This window comes from Rhizobium sp. Root482, assembly GCF_001426565.1.
GTDB lineage: Bacteria > Pseudomonadota > Alphaproteobacteria > Rhizobiales > Rhizobiaceae > Pararhizobium.
This window is the reverse complement of record NZ_LMFA01000020.1, coordinates 76,301-95,746: the sequence shown is the minus strand read 5'-3', so window position 1 is coordinate 95,746 and position 19,446 is coordinate 76,301. Positions and strand designations below refer to the sequence as shown.

The following is a 19,446-nucleotide window of genomic DNA, read 5'->3' as shown; positions in this document are numbered from 1 at the left end:
AACTTTACCAGCGCAAGGTCATGGACAGGCCAATTTCCCTACGATAGTCTTCCTTCGACAAGGCCGGGCTGGCACCCGGAGCGAGTTTTGCCGGTTCGCGGGCAGCTCTGAAGACAAGGAAACCTGTTGGCATGAATTCAGGCGCGGACCTGTTGCGAATCGAGAACTTGACCATCTCGTTCGCGATGCTCGGCGGGCAGCTCGACGCCGTGCGCAATGCCAGCCTGCGCGTGTTGCCTGGCAAGGTCACCGCCCTGGTGGGCGAATCCGGCTCGGGGAAATCGGTGATCAGCCAGGCCATCATGGGCATCCTGCCGAAAACCGCGACGGTCGGCGGACGCATCCTGTTCTGCGATCCGGCAACCGGCGGCGAGCCGGCCGATCTCCTCGACATGCCGCGCGATGGCCGAGCGATCCGCCACCTGCGCGGCAATCGCATGGGCAAGATCTTCCAGGAACCGATGACCTCGCTGTCGCCCCTGCACACGATCGGCAACCAGATCGGCGAAACGCTGAAAATCCACCGAAACATGTCTGCCAAGGAACGGCGGGAGCGGACGGAGGAAATGCTCGGCCTGGTCGGTTTCGCCAAGCCGTCCCGCGCCCATGACATGTATCCATTCGAGCTTTCCGGCGGCATGCGCCAGCGTGCGATGATCGCCATGGCGCTGATCTGCGGTCCCTCGCTGCTGATCGCCGACGAGCCGACGACGGCGCTCGACGTGACGATCCAGGCGCAGATCCTGCAACTTCTGCGCAGTTTGCAGACCCGGCTGAACATGGCCATGCTCCTGATTACCCACGATCTCGGCGTCGTTGCCAATGTCGCCGACGAGGTGGTGGTGATCTATCACGGCGAGATCATGGAAGCCGGCCCGGTGGAGACCATCTTCCGCAAGCCGTCCCATCCCTATCTGAAGGGACTAATGGCCGCTGTTCCGCATTTCGACATGAAGCCGGGCGAACGGCTGAAGGCGCTGCGCGAAGTGCCGGTCAATGCCGGCGACCTGCTCGGAAAGCGGCCCACGGCCGGCACCGGCGAAGGAAAGCCGGACGTCCTGCTTTCGGTGCGTGACATCGCCAAGACCTTCACCACGCGCAAATCGAGTTGGCTGACAAAGAACACCGCCACCGCCACCCGCGCCGTCGACGGCGTCAGCTTCGACATCATGCGGGGCGAATGCCTGGGACTGGTCGGCGAAAGCGGCTGCGGGAAGACCACCGTCAGCAAGATCCTGATGCGGGCGGTGACGCCGGACGAGGGCACGGTCACGCTCAACGGCGGCAATGGGCCCATCGACGTGCTGAGAGCCGAAGGCGATGCACTGCAGGCTTTGCGCACCCGCGTCCAGATGGTCTTTCAGGACCCGGTCTCCTCGCTGTCGCCGCGCATGACGGTGCAGAACATCCTCAGCGAACCGCTCGAAATCCACGGCCGCGGCAATGCGAGGTCCCGCACCGAAAGCGTCAAGGCATTGTTGAAGGCGATCGGTCTCAACGAACGCCATCTCAACCGGTATCCGCACAGCTTTTCCGGCGGCCAGCGCCAGCGCATCGGCATTGCAAGGGCGCTCGCGCTCGGTCCGGACCTGTTGATCTGCGACGAGCCGGTCTCGGCTCTCGACGTCTCCGTCCAGGCGCAGATTCTCAACCTCCTGAAGGACCTGCAGCAGGAACTGGGGCTCACCTATCTGTTCATCTCGCACAATCTCGCCGTCGTCGATTACATGGCCGACCGCATCGCCGTCATGTGCGGCGGGCGGATCGTCGAGATTGCGCCGCGCGAAACGCTGATGCGCACGCCGGTCCACCCCTATACGAAATCGCTGCTCGCCGCCGTTCCCTTCCCGGATCTCGATCGCCCGCTCGATTTTTCCGCTCTCAATCCGAGCGGCGCCTCCGACACCAAAGGGTGGGGCAAGCAGTTCTGCGACAGCGGCGATGGCGATGGCCTTTCGACGGCGGATCTGGGTAATGGCCATCTGGTTCTGGCCAGCCGGAATGCCGATGTGAGGGAGTTGCAACCGTGATCACCCGGCGCACCAGTCTTGGCCTGCTTGCTTCCGTGCTGCTTCCGGGCGCCGCTCGCGCCGGCCTGCTGCAGCCCGAATATCAGCGCCATTATTTCCGCACCGAGCCGCTGCCGGATCCGAACGACCGACTGCCGGTCAATCCACGCCGCATCGATCTCGCCGCCATGGGCCGCGAACCCGGTAGACCCGGCGGCACCGTGCGCATGTTGATCGGCAGCCAGAAGGATATCCGGCTGATGACCATCAACGGCTATTCCCGGCTGGTCGGATATGACGAAAAGCTGCAGCTTCAGCCCGATATCCTGGAAAGCTTCGATGTCCAGGAGGGCCGGATCTTCACCTTCAAGCTACGCAAGAACCATCGCTGGTCGGATGGCAGCCATCTAACCTCCAAGGATTTCCAGTATTGCTGGGAAGACGTGGTCCTCAACGAGGATTTGCGGCCGGGAGGGCTTCCCACCTATTTCCTCGCCGATGGCAAGCCGCCGCGCTTCGAAGTGCTCGACGAACTCACCGTGCGCTATACATGGGACAGCCCGAACCCGGATTTCCTGCCAAACCTGGCCGCCGCATCGCCAGCCACCATCGTCCTGCCCTTTGCCTATATGTGGCAATTCCACCGCAAATATCAGGACGATTTCCGCATTTCGGCGCTGATGAAACAGTACCGCGTCAAGAAATGGGCCGACCTGCATATCAAGATGTCGCGCAGCTACCGGCCGGAAAATCCCGAACTGCCGACACTCGATCCCTGGCGCAACACCACGGCGCCGCCGGCGGAACAATTCATTTTCGAGCGCAACCCCTATTTCCACCGGGTCGACGAGAACGGCGTGCAGCTTCCCTATGTCGACCGCTTCGTGCTCAACATCAGTTCGTCCGAAATCATCGCGGCAAAGACCGGCGCCGGCGAAAGCGACCTGCAGTCGACCGGCATCGATTTCGTCGATTACAGCTTCCTCAAGGATTCCGAGAAGCGCTACCCGGTCAAAGTCAATCTGTGGAAGCGCACGCAGGGCTCCCGCGTCAATCTCCTGCCGAACCTGAACTGTAGCGACGCGGTATGGCGTGCTTTGTTTCGGGATGTGCGGGTCCGCCGCGCGCTGTCGCTGGCCATCGACCGGCACGAGATCAACATGGTCGCCTTTTTCGGCCTGGCACGCGAGGCGGCGGATTCCATCCTGCCGGAGAGCCCCCTCTACAAGCCGGAATATGCGGAAGCCTGGGCGGCTCACGATCCGGACCAGGCAAACGCCCTGCTTGACGAGGTCGGCCTGACCGAGCGCAACAGCGACGGCATTCGCCTGCTGCCGGACGGACGCATGGCGCAGATCATCGTCGAAACCGCCGGCGAAAGCACGCTGGAAACCGACGTTCTCGAACTGGTGACCGATCACTGGGCAAAGATCGGCATCTCGCTCTTCATCAAGACGTCGCAGCGCGATGTCTTCCGCAGCCGCGCCATGGGTGGAGACATCGTCATGTCGATGTGGTCGGGCCTGGATAACGGCGTGCCCACAGCCGAAATGAACCCCGGCCAGCTGGCGCCCACCGGCGATGCCCAGTTGCAATGGCCGGTCTGGGGCATGCATTACCTGTCCGGCCAGACGAAGGGCGAGGCCCCGGATCTTCCGGAAGCCGTGCGCTTGCTGGAACTGCTGGGCAACTGGCGCCACGCCGTCGATATCGGGGAACAGACTCGTATCTGGGGCGAAATGCTGCATATCTTTACGCAGCAGGTCTTTTCCATCGGCATCGTCAATGGCGCCCTGCAACCGGTTCTGCATTCGGCGAAATTGCACAACGTACCCACGGAGGGGCTCTACGGGTTTGAGCCGACCTGTTATCTCGGGGTCTATATGCCGGATACGTTCTGGTACAGCGACGAGGTTAGCTGATCATGCTGCGTTACATCTTCTGGCGCGTCGCGGCGATGATCCCGACCCTTTTGATCATCTCCGCCCTGGTGTTCACCATCATCGAATTGCCGCCTGGCGATTATTTCGAGAGCTATATTTCCGAACTCCGCGCCAAGGGCGAAGATGTCGACATGGCCGAGATCCAGGAGCTGCGCAAGCAATACGGCTTCGACCAGCCGCCGGTGCTTCGCTATTTCCACTGGGTGGCGGGCCTCGTGCAGGGAGACTACGGCTATTCCTTCGAATATCAGCTACCGGTCAACGAAGTCGTCGGCGACCGGCTGTGGCTGACGGTTCTGGTGTCCTTCGTCACCATCCTCTTCACCTGGCTCGTCGCCTTCCCGATCGGCATCTATTCGGCGACCCATCAATATAGCTGGGGCGACTACGGGCTGACCTTCCTGGGGCTGATCGGCATCGCCATCCCCAATTTCATGTTCGCGCTGATCCTGATGTATTTCGCCAATATCTGGTTCGGCACCTCCATCGGCCATCTGATGGACCAGAAATACCTGTCCGAGCCAATGAGTTGGGCCAAGGCCAAATCCATCCTCGAGCATTTGTGGATCCCCGTCTTGATCGTCGGCACCGCCGGAACGGCCGGCATGATCCGCAGGCTGCGCGCCAACCTGCTCGATGAACTCCAGAAGCAATATGTCGTCACCGCCCGCGCCAAGGGGCTGCATCCCTTCCGCACGCTGGTCAAATATCCCTTGCGCATGGCGTTGAATTTCTTCATCTCGGATATCGGTTCCATTCTGCCGGCCATCATTTCCGGTGCCGAAATCACCGCCATCGTCCTATCCCTGGAAACCACCGGTCCGATGTTGATCAAGGCACTGCAAAGTCAGGACATGTATCTCGCCGGCTCCTTCCTGATGTTCCTCGCCTTCCTGACGGTGATCGGCGTGCTGATCTCGGACATCGCGCTCGCCTTCCTCGATCCGCGCATCAGATTGCAAGGCGGTAGCACCAAGTGACGGTCTCCCTTCCCGAATCCGGCGCGCCGCTGGCGCATTACGTGTCCGCCGCCCCCTTCGACCCGCATTCCGTCGAGGCGATGACCGAAGAGCAGATGCGGGTCTACCAGGCCTCGCAATTGCGGCTGATGTGGTGGAAATTCAAGAAGCACCGTCTGGCGGTCGTCTCCCTGTATTTCCTCGCCCTGCTCTATGCGATGATCGTCGTCGTCGAGTTCCTGGCGCCTTACAATCTCCACACCCGCAATGTCGATTTCATCCATGCGCCGCCGCAGGGCATCCATCTGTTTCACGAGGGCAGTTTCGTCGGTCCCTTCGTCTACGGCCGCACCATGGAACTCAACATGGATACGCTGCGGCGCACCTATACTGTCGATCCGCAGCAGGTCCAGCCCCTCCGCTTCTTCTGCAGTGGCGACTCCTATCGCTTCTGGGGGTTGTTTGAGACCGACAGGCATCTCGTCTGCCCGGCCAAGGATGGCGAATTCTTCCTGCTCGGGACCGATCGTCTCGGGCGGGATGTGCTGTCGCGCATCCTCTATGGCTCGCGCATCTCGCTGACCATCGGCCTTCTCGGCATCACAATGAGCTTCGTGCTCGGCATCGTCATCGGAGGCCTTGCCGGCTATCACGGCGGCGTCTTCGACCTCATCGTCCAGCGCATCATCGAGGTTCTGCAATCCATTCCGAGCATCCCCCTGTGGATGGCTCTGGCAGCGATCATGCCGGTCACCTGGAGTCCCCTGCTCATCTATCTCGGCATTACCGCCATTCTCGGTCTACTCGACTGGACGGGCCTGGCCCGCGCCGTGCGATCGAAGCTGCTCGCGCTCCGCGAGGAGGACTACGTGCTGGCAGCTCAGCTGATGGGCGCGGGCTCCAGCCGCATCATCGGCAGGCATCTCGTCCCCGGCTTCATGTCGCACCTGATCGCCACGGCAACCCTGTCGATCCCCGGCATGATCCTCGGCGAAACGGCGCTCAGCTTCCTCGGCCTCGGGCTGCGTCCGCCGATCACCAGTTGGGGCATTCTGCTCACCGAAGCCCGCAGCGTCAGCGTCATTGCATTTTATCCCTGGCTGTTGTTTCCAACCATTCCGGTCATTCTCGTGATTCTGGCGTTCAATTTCCTTGGCGACGGTCTTCGCGATGCGGCCGATCCCTATAAGTGAAGTGGACTGTAATATGCTAAGCGAACTCCGCCAGGAGACAGGCAGCGTCGGGGGAAACAAGGAACTTTCCTCATGACACGCCGGATCGAAGACGCCCGCATCTTGATGTACAGCCACGACACCTTCGGTCTCGGTCACCTGAGACGATGCCGCACCATCGCGCATTCGCTGGTCGAGGATTATCGCGGCGTCAATATCCTGATCATATCAGGCGCCACCATCGCCGGCGCCTTCGACTACCGGGCTCGGGTCGATTTCGTCAAGATTCCGAGCGTCATTAAGCTTCGCAACGGCGAATATACATCGATGGACCGGCATATCGACCTGCACGAGACGCTGAAGATGCGCAAGTCGATCATCCGCCATACGGCCGAGACCTTCCAGCCCGATATCTTCATCGTCGACAAGGAGCCGATGGGGCTGCAGGGCGAGGTCGAGGAAACGCTTGCCTATCTGAAGAAACAGGGAACGATGCTGGTGCTTGGCCTGCGCGAGGTCATGGATGCGCCGCACCTGCTCGATGCCGAATGGAAGCGCAACGACGTGATGCGCAAGATCGGCCAGTTCTACGACAATATCTGGGTCTATGGCCCGCCGGACTTCTACGATCCGCTGGTCGGCCTGGAGGTTCCCCCGCAGGTGCGCGCACGGATGGATTTCGTCGGCTTCCTGCAAAGAAGCGTCTCGCAGGATGTCGAGCCCGATCACAAACCAAGGGGCGACTATATCCTCGTCACCACCGGCGGCGGCGGCGACGGGTCCGACCTGATCCATGACGTCATCGACGCCTATCAGGAAGATCCGACGCTGACCCACAAGGCCCTGATCGTGCTCGGCCCCTATATGCCGGCCAAGCAGCGCCAGAAGCTGATCCTGAAGGGCGAAAAGATCCCCTATGTCGAGGTCATCGAGTTCGACAATCGCATGGAGGAACTGATCGACGGTGCAAAAGCGGTCGTCGCCATGGGCGGCTACAACACCTATTGCGAAATCCTCTCCTTCGACAAACCGGCGCTGATCGTGCCGCGGGTGATGCCGCGCGAGGAGCAGCTGATCCGGGCAAGCCGGGCCGCCGAACTCGGACTGATCGACATGCTCCTGCCCGAACAGGCACGCGATCCCCAGCGTTTCGCCGCCGCATTGAAGGCCCTGCCCGATCGCGATCCGCCGTCGAAAAGCGCCGCCGGCATGACGCTCGAGGGACTGGCAAATATTTCGCAGATCGTCGGCGAATGGCTCGGCCGTCGTGAAGGCGAGCATCTGGCCATCGTGAAAGGGTAAGTCCGGTTTGACGCAACGCCCCAAGATCGTCGTGGTGCTGAAAGGATATCCGCGCCTGTCGGAAACCTTCATTGCCCAGGAACTGCTGGGACTGGAAAAAGCCGGTTTCGAGCTGGCGCTGGTTGCCCTGCGTCGGCCGACGGACAGGAAGCGCCATCCCATCCATGACGAGATCCGCGCTCCGGTCCGCTATCTCCCGGAATATCTGCATGAGGAACCCGCGCGGGTTCTGCGCGCGCTGGCCGCCTGCCTGCCGAAGCCCGGCTTCTGGCGCGGCCTTGCAGCACTCCTGGCCGATTTCCTCCGCGACCCCACCCGCAACCGGCTGCGTCGCTTCGGGCAGGCCATGGTGCTGGTCGCCGAATGGCCACGGGGCGGAGAATGGCTGCACGCCCATTTCATCCACACGCCCGCCTCTGTCGCGCGCTATGCCGGCATGATCGGAAAAACGCCATGGACCTGCTCGGCCCATGCCAAGGACATCTGGACATCGCCGGAATGGGAGCTTGCCGGCAAGCTCGCCAGTTCCCGCTGGACGGTGACCTGCACGCATACCGGTTTTGAGCATCTGCGCCACCTGTCCGCCGGCAGATCGCCGGTGCATCTGAGCTATCACGGCCTCGACCTTGCCCGCTTCGGCCACTTCAACGGCCGGCGTTCGGAGGCGGACGGCACGAGACCGCAGGCACCCGTGACGATCCTCAGCGTTGGACGCGCCGTCGAGAAAAAGGGTTATGATATCCTGTTGCGCGCGCTCGCCCGGCTGCCCGCCGATCTCCATTGGCGGTTCGAGCATATCGGCGGCGGCGAACGGCTGGACCAACTCAAGGCTCTCGCCTCGGAACTTGGCCTTTCCGACCGGGTTACCTGGCATGGCGCCCTCTCGCAGGACGAAGTGCTGCAGCATTACCGCAGCGCCGACATCTTTGCGCTGGCCTGCCGCATCACCGCCGATGGTGATCGCGACGGCTTGCCGAATGTGCTCGTCGAAGCCTCCAGCCAGCGGCTCGCCTGTATCTCCACCAATATTTCAGGCGTGCCGGAACTGCTGGTCGATGGCGAAAACGGCCTTGTCGTCCCGCCGGAAGATCCTGATGCCCTGGTGCAGGCGCTGGAGCGCGCCATCCGCGATCCGGCTCTGCGACACCGCCTGGGCGATGCCGGCGAGACAAGGGTCCGCCGGGACTTCGATCACCATGTCAGCATCCGCCAGCTGAAGACGTTGTTCGAAACCGAATGGCGGGCGACGAGATGAACGAGACAACAAGGCCACGCCCCCGCGTCCTCTTCTATGTCCAGCATCTGCTCGGCATCGGCCATCTGGCCCGCGCCAGCCGCATTGCCAACGCCCTCGCCGATGACGATTTCGAGGTCACCGTCGTTACTGGCGGCATGCCCGTCAGCGGCTTTCCGGGGCCGCGCGTCCGCCATGTCGCCCTGCCGCCGATCACCGCCGGCGATGCCGGCTTCTCGGGCCTTGTCGATCGTGACGGCAACCCGATCGACGACGCTTTCAAGGAGGACCGCCGGCAGCGGCTCCTGACCGCCTTTCACGAATGCCGTCCGGATGTCGTCATCATCGAAGCCTTCCCCTTCGGCCGCCGCCAGGTCCGCTTCGAGCTTCTGCCGCTGCTCGACGAAATCGCCGCGATGGTCCCGAAGCCACTCCTCGTCACCTCGCTACGCGATATCCTGCAGGAGCGCGCCAAGCCCGGCCGCGACGAGGAAACCGTCGCGCTTGTAAAGCAGCATTTCGACAGGGTGTTTGTCCATGGCGACCCGGATTTCGCCCGGCTGGAGGATACGTTTCCGCTCGCCGCCGAGATCGCCGACAAGATCGTCTATACCGGGCTGGTGGCGCCGCCGCTGCCCGGCTCTCCGGCCGATCGCTTCGACGTCATCGTCTCGGCCGGCGGCGGTGCGGTCGGAAATCTCCTGATCCGGGCGGCGCTGGAAGCGGCAAGAACCATCGGCAAGGCTACCAGTTTTGCCCTGATCACCGGCCCCAACCTGCCGCAGGCCGATTTCGAAGCGATCACGGCGGATGCGCCTGCCCATGTCGCCATTTTCCGCTTCCGCCCGGATTTCGCCAGCTTGCTCACCGGCGCGAAACTGTCCGTGTCGCAGGCGGGCTACAACACGGTGTGCGATGTCTTGCGTGCCGGCTGCCGCCCGCTGTTGATCCCCTTCACCGCCGGCGGGGAGACCGAACAATCCGTCAGGGCTGGTCGATTGGAAGGGCTCGGCCTTGCCCATGTGCTGACGGAGGATGAATTGTCTCCGGAAAGCATGACGCGGGCGATCAATGCGGCCCTCGCTGCAACCGACCGACCGCCGCACGGTCTCGACCTCGAGGGCGCCCACCACACCGCTGAAATTCTGCGCGGGCTGCTGACCGTCGTTTAGATGGCTCCCGCTGATCGATCGCACTGAGCCTGTGGCCACCGCCCCCACCCTAGCCCTGCCCCGCGAGCGGGGATTATCGAGGCCTACCCGTCCCTGCATTTTTCATAGAAATGTTCGGGCGTGCTCTTTTCCACGCAGCCAGTGAAGGACGCAAAAACGTGCGCATCTCCCTCCTCCCCGCAAGCGGGGAGAAGGTGCCCGACAGGGCGGATGAGGGGCGACGGTGATCGTCCTCACACCGTGCCGATCACCATGAAGCGGGTGTATTTCTTCATCGCCAGCGCACCCGAAAAGGCGACATGGCTAAGCGAAGTCTGTTCCAGGAAGGCTTCGAGGGAGGGCACGCAGTTGATATGCGTCGGCTCGGCGAAATAATCGTTGGATTGCAGGAGCACCTGCGTGCCACGCGGCAGGAGCGCAAGCCAGGCCGGCAAGTCGGCGATATGTTCGCAACTGGTGTTGATCACAAGGTCAGCGCCGAGCGCGCCGTAGTCGAGCCCGTACATGTCCCGCGTCAGCGCGCGAAAGCGTGTCACCTGCCCGGCGTTCAGCGTTTCCGCGACGCTTGCGACATGCGGATCGATGTCGATACTCTCGATCAGGCCGATCGCGAAGCGGCGGTCATCGAAGAACATCGCCGAAAGCACGCCATACCAGCCGCCAAGAACGACCATGTGGCGAAATTTTCCGCCAAGGCTTTCAAACAGCCTGTCGCGCGCCCATATCTTGCTTCCAACCTGCTTGTGATTGAAGGCCGTGCCGAGGTCTGCGTCCGGAAATTTGGCGACGACGCGCGCAAGGCCATCGATCAGCGAACTTCCCGTATAGGCGGACAGACCGCGGATGATATCGAAGGCATTTTCGTGCCAATCTGTTGTGTTTGCTGCATTAGTTTGGGTGGTTTTCATCATGGGCGTGTTGTAGTCTGGTCTTTTCGGGAGCGCAAGGAATGCAGGTCAAACCGGAGGATGCCCTCTCCCTTTCGCCCCTCTCGGAGGCGGACAGGGACATACCGCATCTGGCAGGGCTCGGTGCCACAATGCGGCAGGTCTTTGCCGCTCATTTCATGCGCGATTGCCCGCATGTCCTGGAAATCGGCGGCCATATCCGGCCGATCACCCCCTATCTCACCCACCGGCCGCTCTCGGTCACCTCGATCGATCCGAAGACCGAGGCCTACGAAGCCGACCAGCTCAATGGCAGTCCCTGCCAGGTCAGGCATATAGCCAAGAAATTCCAGGAGATCGACTACCGCTACCAGCCGGGAAGCTATGGCCTGGTTCTCATCGGCTATTCCCTGAAACCCTTTGGCCGCAGGGACCCGCTCGGCGACCTCCTGTTCTCGCTGATCGACAATGCCGCAACCATCGTTATCGAATATGCGCCCGAACTGGAACGCGCCGCCTCGCAGGTGCCGCAGATCCTGAGCCGCCCCTCGGTGGCCGTGCGGGGGCGGTTCGACCTTCACCTTCACGATCCGGAAATCGCCGGCACGCCCTATGCCGCCAGGCGCTTCTACGTTCTCGACACCCCGCATCACGGCTAGCTGACCCGCCCATGGAAAAACGCCTTACCCGCTATATCTGGACCCATACCCGCGCCTCGCAGCTCTGGATACTTCTGGTCGTCGCCGTCTCGATGATCCCCTATTTCCTGTCCTTCGATCTTCCCAAGCAGATCGTCAACGGGCCGATACAGGGCCAGGGCTTCGAGCAGCCGGGCGCCACGCAGACCTTCATGGATATCAGTTTCAGCCTTCCCTGGCTGGGCGAAGTGGCGCTCTTTTCCGGCTTTGACCTGACGCGCACGCAGACGCTCTTTGCGCTCAGCATGGTGTTCCTGATGCTGGTGATCATCAACGGCCTGTTCAAGTTCTACATCAATACCTACAAGGGCCGGCTGGGCGAGCGGCTGTTGCGGCGCATCCGCTTCCAGCTCGTCGACCGGATCCTGCGTTTCCCGCCCAATCAGTTCAAGCGCATGAAGGGAGCCGAGGTCTCCAGCATGATCAAGGACGAGGTCGAGCCGCTGGGTGGCTTCACCGGCGATGCCTTCGTCCAGCCGGCCCTGCTCGGCGGCCAGGCACTGACGGCGCTGATCTTCATCCTGATGCAGAATCTGTGGCTCGGACTGGTTGCGGCCGTCATGGTTGGCATTCAGGCCGCGGTCATCCCCCGCATGCGCCGACGGCTGCTGGTACTCGGCCGCGAACGCCAGATCACGGCCCGCGAGCTTGCCGGCCGGGTCAGCGAGATCGTCGACGGCATCGGCACCATTCATGCCTATGATACCTCCAACTACGAGCGCGCCGATATCGCCTCGCGCCTCGGCCGGATTTTCAAGATCCGCTACGATCTCTACCAGTGGAAGTTCCTGGTAAAATTCCTCAACAACTTCCTCGCCCAGCTGACGCCTTTCCTGTTCTACTGCATCGGCGGCTACCTGGCCCTGCAGGGCCGGCTCGACATTGGCCAGCTGATCGCGGTGATCAGCGCCTACAAGGACCTGCCCGGACCGCTTAAGGAGCTGATCGACTGGGACCAGGCCCGCCAGGACGTTCAGGTGAAATATACCCAGGTCGTCGAGCAATTCAGCGCCGAAACGACCATCGATCCGGCTGTCCAGGCCATCGCCATCAGGGATGCGGGGACGCTGCCCGTCCCGCTTGCGGCCGTCAACCTGTCGCTGGCGGACGATAGCGGCGCCAAGCTGCTGGAGCGCGTCTCGGTCCAGATCAATCCCGGCGAGACGGTTGCCATCGTCGGCGGCGCCGCCGGCGGCGGGGATATGCTGGCCGAGGCCTTCGGCCGCCTCACCTGGCCTGAAAGCGGCAAGGTCACCGCCGGCGGCCATGATCTTCTCGAACTGCCGGAATCCGTCACCGGCCGCGGCATCTCCTATGTCTCCTCGGATGCCTATTTCTTCTACGGATCCTTGCGCGACAATCTCCTCTACGGCCTGAAACATGCGCCGCTCAAGGACGCGGAATATCAGGGCAGCAGTGCGGCCCATCGCAAATGGGAAATCCAGGAAGCCCGTCTGGCCGGCAATCCCGACTACGACGTGCAGGCCGACTGGATCGACTACCAGGCGGCCGACGCGACGGAAGCCCGCGACTTGTTCACGCCGGTCCTGTCGGTTCTCGATACGGTGCAGCTGTCGAAGGACATTCTCGATCTCGCGCTGCGCAGCACGATTTCCCCGGACGATCATCCGGGCCTTGCCGAAGGCATCGTCGAGATGCGTCACGCGTTGCGCGGGGAACTGGAGGAAGCGGGCTTAAGCAGCCTCGTCGTCTCCTTCGAGCCGGGCGCCTACAATACCGAGGCGACCGTCGGCGAGAACCTGTTGTTTGGCACTGCGATCGGGCCGGCTCTGACCGGCAAGGCCATCGGCAAGAACGCCTATTTCCGATCCGTCGTCGGGCGCAGCGGCCTCGACCGCATCCTCTTCGACATGGGCTACAGCATCGCCGAAAACGCCGTCGAGCTGTTTGCCGATCTGCCGCCGGACCATCCCTTCTTCCAGCAGCTCACCTTCATGTCGGCGGACGACATCCCCGACTACCAGTTGCTCCTGCAAAGATTGAAGGGCCGCGGCTTCGACGCCGCCTCGGAGGACGACCGCTCCGCCATCATCCAGCTCAGCGCCCGCTATATCGAGCCGCGCCATCGCTTCGGCCTCTTGACCGAGGAATTGATGGCCAAGATCGTCGAAGTCCGCGGACAGTTCTACGACGGAATGCCGCCGGAGCTGCGCGGTGCCATCGAGCGCTATGATCCGGAGCATTTTTCGGCATCGGCAAGCTTGATGGACAATATCCTGTTCGGCCGCATCAGCCACAAGCATACAGACGGATCCAAGCGGATTCGGTCGGTCGTCACCTCGCTCCTCAACACGCTCGGCCTGATCGAGCGGGTGATCGATATTGGCCTGGATTTCAATCTTGGGGCCGGCGGCCGGCGGCTTACCGCCGTCCAGCGCCAGAAACTCAACCTGGCGCGTGCGCTGGTGCGCCGTTCGGATTATTATATCTTCAACCGGCCGCTGCCCGGCCTCGATCACCGGCTGCAGGACGAGATCGTGCGCGACGTGCTGAAGCTGGTGCGCCGTGGCGACCGCGATCCGGCCGTCATCTGGGTCCTGTCCAACACCTCGCTGTCGCACCTGTTCGATCGCGTGCTGGTGTTCGACAAGGGCTTTCTGGCGGAGGACGGCACGGCCGACGCATTGGTTAACAATAACGGTATCTTTAAGGAGCTTGTGTCATCATAATGTCAAGGGAAGCGGTCATGCGTGCCAGCCAATAAGGCATCGCAACCGTTCGGACGCGGCGCGGAGGCGCCTGAAGACGTTCGAGGAATGGAGGAAAAAAATGGGAATGGAAACGGTCATGCTTTTGAAGGATGAAGTTCAAATGCTGCGGCGGGTGCCGTTGTTTTCGAATGTCGAGCCGGGCAAGCTGAAGCTTCTGGCCTTCACATCGGACCGAGTAAGCTATGGCGTCGGCGAGGCACTGTTCCATCAGGGAGATATCGGCGACGCGGCCTATGTGGTTCTGGCCGGCAAGGCCGATATCCTGGTGGATTCTTCCACCGGTCCGGTCAAGATAGCCGAAGTCGAGACCAATTCCATTGTCGGCGAGATCGCCATCCTCTGCGATGTCTCGCGAACCGCTACCGTCCAGACGACGACCGCGCTGGAAGCCCTGCGCATCCGCAAGGACCATTTCCTCAAGCTCCTGACGGATTTTCCCGAAATTACCATCGAGATCATGCGCGTGCTCGCCGATCGCCTCAGCCACACGACGAGCGAACTGACCGAGGCAAGGAGCCGCGCCCGCAGCGCCGATTAGCAGCCTTGCGGTTCGCTGCCGCATCACGCCGCGCCCGCCACCGCCTGTTCCTTCCTGTCACCGGCTTCCGCAGTCCCGCGCCGTGAGATTTCCCCTGTATTCCTGTCGATGCTGAAATGGTTCGACGGGAGGCCGGAAACGAATTTCTCCAGCATCCTGAACATCAGTGCAAGGCGCGCCTGCGCCGACTGCCTGTCCTGCCAGTCGCCCTTTGCAAAAAGCCGGCCGATGGCACGATAGAGCGCCATTCTTTCTTTCGGAATCCAGTCCAGCGCCAGTTCGCTTGCCATGCGCAGCCGGTACCAGTCACGCAGCATGTCCATCGCCGTAAGCTGCCGCAACAAATCCATCGCCGTCCCGGCCAGAGCCTGTCGTAGACAGTCGTCGTCGCGGATCGACGCGGCAGCGGCCACCGCATCGGCGACCGTAACCGGTTTCTCGACCAGCGCCAGCGCCGCCACATCGGCAAGGCCAAGCGTGCGCAGCATCGTCGCCAGTTCCTTCGGCCATTCCCGCTTGAGAAAGCGTCGGCTGACCAGATGGCCGAGATGCTCGAAAAGAAACGTCCCGTAATCGCTCGCATGGAGCATGCCGCCGGCATCGAGGCCGGTCGCGACGATCTCGGTTTCGTAAACCCGTCGCAGCCGCGCATCGGGCTGCATCTCGCCGATCCCGACCGTCTCGATCTCCAACCGCCGCTCGCCGACGGTGATGACCTTGTAGGCACAGGGAAAGGCCACCAGCGAGGGCATCGCCAGATTGATGAGGAACGCACCGTCTCTGGCATATCGCGCCGTATCGTTGACATGCAGGTGACCGCTGAAATGCACCTCGATGCCTGCGGCGATCAGCGCCTCGGCCACTGCCTGTTGCGGAATGCGCTCCACCATGCCCGTGCGCCCCAGAAGTGCCAGCTCGTCTTCGACCGTGCCATCGAGCGGATCAAGCACCGGATAATGGGAAAAGGCCAGCAGGCATTTTCCTTCGCGGCGGGCGCGGCTGGAAACGTCCTTCATCCAGTCGAGGACGAAGCGCTTGCGGACCAGCATGGCATTCCAGCCGGCACTGGTGCTATCAGCAAGGTCGCCCGCCTCCCCCGCAGGCACGCCATCGACGGGCACGAAGACATTGGCATCGATCATCAGCAGCCAAACGCCCGCGAAAGGCTCGACCAGATAGGACGCATCCATCAGTCGGCGCCGGCTCTTGCCGTCCGGCGACGTGACCTCGTAAAGCCGGTCGGCTGGCTCGCCGCTGTGGCCAAAGGGTGTTTCCCAATGGAGGTCGTCCGGTCGCGGATAAAACCCGAAATCCGCCATCGCCTCCAGCCCGCCCGGATAACCGGCGCAATACATGCGCTCGTCCACAAGAATGGCATGCGCGCCGCGGTCGCGCACCGCCGCATCGCTGCTGACGATACTGTAGCTGCCGTCCTCGTTGATGAACCGCTTGGAGCGATGGCGCCCGCTGGCGCCGAAAATATCGTGATTGCCGACCGTTGCGTGGAAACGCATGCCATATTCGGCAACATAGCTGTCGAGCAGCCGCTTGACGCCGCGCACCGTCTCCGCCTGTCCATCGTCGGAATAGTCGCCGAGCAGCACCACGTCGCGGATGCCGTCGGCGGCGATCTTGTCGAGTGCATGGCGCAGCGCAAAATCGCTCTCGTTGAAGACCCGCGTCGAGCGCGCCGTATCGGCCAGCAATCTGGCGGTCATGCGGGAACCATCCCGGACAATACCGGCATGGCCGTAATCGGCATGGAGATCGTGAAAATGCGCATCGGCGATGACGGCGATGCGCGAAGGCTGGAGGGCGGGCATGTCTGGCGTCCGTCGGTGCGTTCAAACCGGATTCGTTTGCCTTCGTCTCTGCCACATATGAAAAGAAAAAGCGAATTGCCGTCTCGCTTAACCGGGGCAGTTTGGCTAACATGGCGGAAATGAGGCTTGGTTAACCGGCCCAATATACAAGACGGCGTTAAAACGTTGGTGGGACAGTTGCAGACAGCGGGCTATCGCGGCCCTGACTGAGGCGAGAGAGTGAACGAAAAATTGTTTCGGGTACGATTGTGGGGAGTGCGCGGCAGCCTCCCGGTCTCGGGGGCCGAATTCCAGCAATATGGCGGCAATACCATCTGCATCGAGATGCAGTGTGGCCCCCACAGGCTGTTGTTCGATGCCGGATCCGGGCTGATGCCGGCCGGCCTTGCCCTGAAGGCCGATGGCGTATCCGATATCAACCTGTTTTTCACCCACTGCCATTATGATCATATCGTCGGCCTGCCCTATCTGCCGGCCCTGTTCGATCCGCATGCCGCCGTAACGCTCTGGTCCGGGCATCTCGCCGGGCGCATGTCCACCCGCCAGATGATCGGCGAATTCATGCGGCCGCCCTGGTTCCCGATCGAGCCCGATATCTGCCGCGCCTCGATTGGCTGTCGCGACTTCCGCTCCGGCGATGTTCTTAGCCCCTATCCGGGCGTCGCCATCCGCACCGGCAGCCTCGATCATCCGGGCGGCGCCATCGGCTACCGGGTCGAATGGGACGGCCGTGCAGTGGCCCTGGTGACCGACACCGAGCACAAGCCGGGCGTTCTCGACCCCGCCGTGCTGGACCTGATCCGCGACACCGATCTCTTCCTCTATGATTGCATGTATACCGACGAGGAAATGCACCGCCATATCGGCTATGGCCATTCCTCCTGGCAGCAGGGCATCCGCCTCGCCAAGGCCGCTGGGGCAAAACGGGTCGCCTTCATCCACCATTCGCCGCTGCGCACGGACGCGGAACTCGATGCGATCCAGGACCTTGCCACGCGCGAATTCGACGGCGCGGTAACGGCCCGCGACGGCCAGATCATCGACCTCTGAAGGGTTCCGCCTTCTCAGCCGGCGGCATCAGTCCGCGCTGCGTCCATATCCGTGAGAATATCCATCACCGGCCGCCACCGGCAGGCGGGTTGCGTTGCGGTGATGGTAAAAAGCCGCCGCAGGAAATCATCGACGGCAGCGTCGTGAACAAGGTGATGGGTGAGGAGCCCCATCGCCCCGCCATGCTCGAACATCCGCCTGAGCCGTGTGATCGTTTCGCCGGCGAGCGCCAGCGCATCCCGCCCGCCTCGCGTCCCGTGCCAGTCGATGACATCAACATGCGTATTGATAAGCGGCAATTCGGCCGGCTTTTCCGGCCCATAGACCGAAAGCGCCCGATAGCCGAGACTGCCCAGTTGCGGCACCAGATCGGCGTCGATCCGGTTCCACGGCGGCACCAGGACCGGTGCGAAACGGCCGGGATTCAGTTCGTCGAGACGTACGAGCCCCTGGCGCAATTGCTCCAGAACCTCCGGCGCCGGCCGGTGTCGGCCGAGTTCCTGCTTCTTTTCCGTCATGCCTGCATGATTGACATGCGCCCAGCCGTGGACGGCGACCGTGCAGTGCGGCTCTTGTTCCAGCCGCCGCGCCAGCGCCTCGCCGGTCAGGGCCGGAATGACGGCCAGCGTCAGCGGTATGCCGAAATCGGCCGTCGTCTCCAGCAGACGATCGAGCGACGCCGTGGGCTCCACCGCATCATCGTCCCGCAACCAGAAATCGGCTATCCTGCCCGCCGCGTGCCAGCGATCCAGTTCCTGCGTCAGGAGCGCATCGAAATCATCCATGGTCAAAGCACCCGCGCCAGCGTTCTGTCGAGAATTTCGCCGAGCCGCACCGCCGCCCTGTCAAGCGACCGCTCCTCGCCGGCAAATATCCGGGCGGCATCGGCAAAAGCGCTGCGTTCCTCGTGCCCGGTCAGAAGCTGCTCGACCGCCCGTGCATAGGCATCGATATCGCCCGCCGGCGTCAACAGGCCGGTGCGCCCGTGGCTCACCACCTCCGGCACGCCGGCAATCGCCTGCGCCACCACCGGCAGGCCGGCCGCCTGCGCCTCCAGATAGGCAAGGCCATAGGCTTCGCCGCAGCCGGGCCAGACGTAAACCGCGGCCTGCGACAGGAGATCGGCGATCTCGTCCGGCCCCTTCTCCCCATGCCAGACGACACGGTCCGCGCCGAAGCCGGAAAACAGCGTCCGCACCTCGCCGGCACGTGGCCCGTCACCGATGATATCCAGCTGCCAATCCAGATGCGAAAGCCTGGAAAGCGCTTCCGCCAGCATCGCATAGCTCTGCATCTTGTCACCAGCCCGCATCATCGCCACCGTGATCAGCCGGCCGCGACTTGGCTCCGGCAGGCGCGCAAGCTGCAAGGCGGGATCGATGAAGGGCAGAAGACGCGCAAGCCGTGCCTCCGGCAAGGCCTTGCAAAGCCCGTCGTGATCACGCTGCGTCAGGCAGAGATTGACGGCGGCGAGCCCGACCGCATCGAGCACCTGGCCTTGCGTCTGCGCCCATATGCCGCTGTTGCGCCGGGCCGAATACGAGGCCTCCGCCGTGATATAGGCGAGCCCAAAATCGCGCGAAAGCGCCGGACCGATCAGGTCGGGCGCCTTGTAATAGGGATGATAGCAAAACCAGGCATCGGGCAGCCCCTCTTTTTGCCAGAGCGCCGCCAGCCGCCGCCTTTCCGCCATCGCCGCCGCCGCCAAATCCTTGCTGGTGGAGGCTTCGTCATTGCGCAGGAAAGCACGCAACTGCGAGGCAAGCTGCACCTGGTGGCCGGCCTTTTCCAGCGCCGCCATCAAGAGCCGCGCCATCAGCCTGTCTCCGGAAGGAACGGGATGGTTGGGCGGCTTCAAGGGAGAATAGAACGCGATCTTCATGAAGAAGCCGTTCTAGTGCATGGCGCGGGGGAAGGAAACCGGTCT

15 protein-coding genes are annotated in these 19,446 nt (G+C 62.6%); 11 read left to right on the top strand and 4 right to left on the bottom strand.

The genetic code is table 11. From position 1 onward, the window contains the following. Window positions 1-131: 131 nt before the first annotated feature. From ASD31_RS12675 to ASD31_RS12645, 7 genes are all read left to right on the top strand, one after another. Window positions 132-2,030 (top strand): ABC transporter ATP-binding protein, encoded by a 1,899-nt coding sequence (locus tag ASD31_RS12675; protein WP_056333889.1) that lies wholly within the window; start codon window positions 132-134, stop codon window positions 2,028-2,030. Beyond that, window positions 2,027-3,931: an ABC transporter substrate-binding protein gene (locus tag ASD31_RS12670; protein WP_056333886.1), complete on the top strand. Its 1,905-nt coding sequence runs from the start codon at window positions 2,027-2,029 to the stop codon at window positions 3,929-3,931. Before ASD31_RS12675 ends, ASD31_RS12670 begins: the two co-directional genes overlap by 4 nt. A 2-nt stretch (window positions 3,932-3,933) precedes the next feature. Beyond that, entirely contained in the window at window positions 3,934-4,932 is a 999-nt protein-coding gene (locus ASD31_RS12665; RefSeq protein WP_056333883.1) for an ABC transporter permease, read from the top strand. Continuing rightward, a complete protein-coding gene (locus ASD31_RS12660; RefSeq protein WP_056333880.1) occupies window positions 4,929-6,104 on the top strand; it encodes an ABC transporter permease in 1,176 nt (391 codons plus the stop codon). Before ASD31_RS12665 ends, ASD31_RS12660 begins: the two co-directional genes overlap by 4 nt. Before the next feature lie 72 nt (window positions 6,105-6,176). Beyond that, the gene (locus ASD31_RS12655) at window positions 6,177-7,385 is read left to right on the top strand and encodes a glycosyltransferase family protein (protein WP_056333877.1); all 1,209 of its coding nucleotides are present in this window, start codon (window positions 6,177-6,179) and stop codon (window positions 7,383-7,385) included. A 7-nt stretch (window positions 7,386-7,392) separates the two neighbouring features. Beyond that, entirely contained in the window at window positions 7,393-8,640 is a 1,248-nt protein-coding gene (locus ASD31_RS12650; RefSeq protein ID WP_056333873.1) for a glycosyltransferase, read from the top strand. Then, window positions 8,637-9,791 carry a glycosyltransferase family protein gene (locus ASD31_RS12645; RefSeq protein ID WP_056334675.1) on the top strand — a complete coding sequence of 385 codons (1,155 nt, stop codon included), beginning with the start codon at window positions 8,637-8,639 and terminating at the stop codon, window positions 9,789-9,791. The genes ASD31_RS12650 and ASD31_RS12645 overlap by 4 nt, the downstream gene beginning before the upstream one ends. A gap of 233 nt (window positions 9,792-10,024) precedes the next feature. Here the strand turns inward: ASD31_RS12645 and ASD31_RS12640 are convergent, their stop codons facing one another. Further along, window positions 10,025-10,702 carry a hypothetical protein gene (locus ASD31_RS12640; protein ID WP_056333869.1) on the bottom strand — a complete coding sequence of 226 codons (678 nt, stop codon included), beginning with the start codon at window positions 10,700-10,702 and terminating at the stop codon, window positions 10,025-10,027. Between the two features lie 38 nt (window positions 10,703-10,740). Between ASD31_RS12640 and ASD31_RS12635 the strand changes: the two genes are divergently transcribed. The 3 genes from ASD31_RS12635 to ASD31_RS12625 all read left to right on the top strand — a co-directional run bounded on the left by ASD31_RS12635 (window position 10,741) and on the right by ASD31_RS12625 (window position 14,646). Beyond that, on the top strand, window positions 10,741-11,337 hold the full coding sequence (locus tag ASD31_RS12635) for a hypothetical protein (RefSeq protein WP_056333866.1): 597 nt from the start codon (window positions 10,741-10,743) through the stop codon (window positions 11,335-11,337). Between the two features lie 11 nt (window positions 11,338-11,348). Then, the gene (locus tag ASD31_RS12630; protein ID WP_056333863.1) at window positions 11,349-14,066 is read left to right on the top strand and encodes an ABC transporter transmembrane domain-containing protein; all 2,718 of its coding nucleotides are present in this window, start codon (window positions 11,349-11,351) and stop codon (window positions 14,064-14,066) included. 118 nt (window positions 14,067-14,184) lie between these two features. Next, the gene (locus ASD31_RS12625) at window positions 14,185-14,646 is read left to right on the top strand and encodes a cyclic nucleotide-binding domain-containing protein (protein WP_056334672.1); all 462 of its coding nucleotides are present in this window, start codon (window positions 14,185-14,187) and stop codon (window positions 14,644-14,646) included. Between the two features lie 23 nt (window positions 14,647-14,669). Here ASD31_RS12625 and ASD31_RS12620 read toward each other — a convergent pair whose 3' ends face one another. Then, window positions 14,670-16,469, bottom strand: a complete 1,800-nt coding sequence (locus tag ASD31_RS12620) for a metallophosphoesterase family protein (RefSeq protein WP_056333859.1) — start codon at window positions 16,467-16,469, stop codon at window positions 14,670-14,672. Between the two features lie 219 nt (window positions 16,470-16,688). On the opposite strand from ASD31_RS12620, the gene ASD31_RS12615 reads away from it, so the two are divergent. Next, window positions 16,689-17,519 (top strand): MBL fold metallo-hydrolase, encoded by an 831-nt coding sequence (locus tag ASD31_RS12615; RefSeq protein WP_056333855.1) that lies wholly within the window; start codon window positions 16,689-16,691, stop codon window positions 17,517-17,519. 14 nt (window positions 17,520-17,533) lie between these two features. Here the strand turns inward: ASD31_RS12615 and ASD31_RS12610 are convergent, their stop codons facing one another. Together ASD31_RS12610 and ASD31_RS12605 are read right to left on the bottom strand one after the other, a co-directional pair. After that, the gene (locus ASD31_RS12610; RefSeq protein ID WP_056333852.1) at window positions 17,534-18,304 is read right to left on the bottom strand and encodes a polysaccharide deacetylase family protein; all 771 of its coding nucleotides are present in this window, start codon (window positions 18,302-18,304) and stop codon (window positions 17,534-17,536) included. A gap of 2 nt (window positions 18,305-18,306) precedes the next feature. Next, window positions 18,307-19,401, bottom strand: coding sequence for a glycosyltransferase family 4 protein (locus ASD31_RS12605; RefSeq protein WP_056333849.1), 1,095 nt, complete (start codon window positions 19,399-19,401; stop codon window positions 18,307-18,309). Window positions 19,402-19,446 lie beyond the last annotated feature (45 nt).

Coding starts and splice junctions, on each gene's coding strand:
- ASD31_RS12635 (WP_056333866.1), top strand. CDS start 10,741: ATGCAGGTCAAACCGGAGGATGCCCTCTCCCTTTCGCCCCTCTCGGAG.
- ASD31_RS12630 (WP_056333863.1), top strand. CDS start 11,349: ATGGAAAAACGCCTTACCCGCTATATCTGGACCCATACCCGCGCCTCG.
- ASD31_RS12655 (WP_056333877.1), top strand. CDS start 6,177: ATGACACGCCGGATCGAAGACGCCCGCATCTTGATGTACAGCCACGAC.
- ASD31_RS12675 (WP_056333889.1), top strand. CDS start 132: ATGAATTCAGGCGCGGACCTGTTGCGAATCGAGAACTTGACCATCTCG.
- ASD31_RS12620 (WP_056333859.1), bottom strand. CDS start 16,469: ATGCCCGCCCTCCAGCCTTCGCGCATCGCCGTCATCGCCGATGCGCAT.
- ASD31_RS12610 (WP_056333852.1), bottom strand. CDS start 18,304: ATGGATGATTTCGATGCGCTCCTGACGCAGGAACTGGATCGCTGGCAC.
- ASD31_RS12645 (WP_056334675.1), top strand. CDS start 8,637: ATGAACGAGACAACAAGGCCACGCCCCCGCGTCCTCTTCTATGTCCAG.
- ASD31_RS12640 (WP_056333869.1), bottom strand. CDS start 10,702: ATGATGAAAACCACCCAAACTAATGCAGCAAACACAACAGATTGGCAC.
- ASD31_RS12665 (WP_056333883.1), top strand. CDS start 3,934: ATGCTGCGTTACATCTTCTGGCGCGTCGCGGCGATGATCCCGACCCTT.
- ASD31_RS12605 (WP_056333849.1), bottom strand. CDS start 19,401: ATGAAGATCGCGTTCTATTCTCCCTTGAAGCCGCCCAACCATCCCGTT.
- ASD31_RS12625 (WP_056334672.1), top strand. CDS start 14,185: ATGCTTTTGAAGGATGAAGTTCAAATGCTGCGGCGGGTGCCGTTGTTT.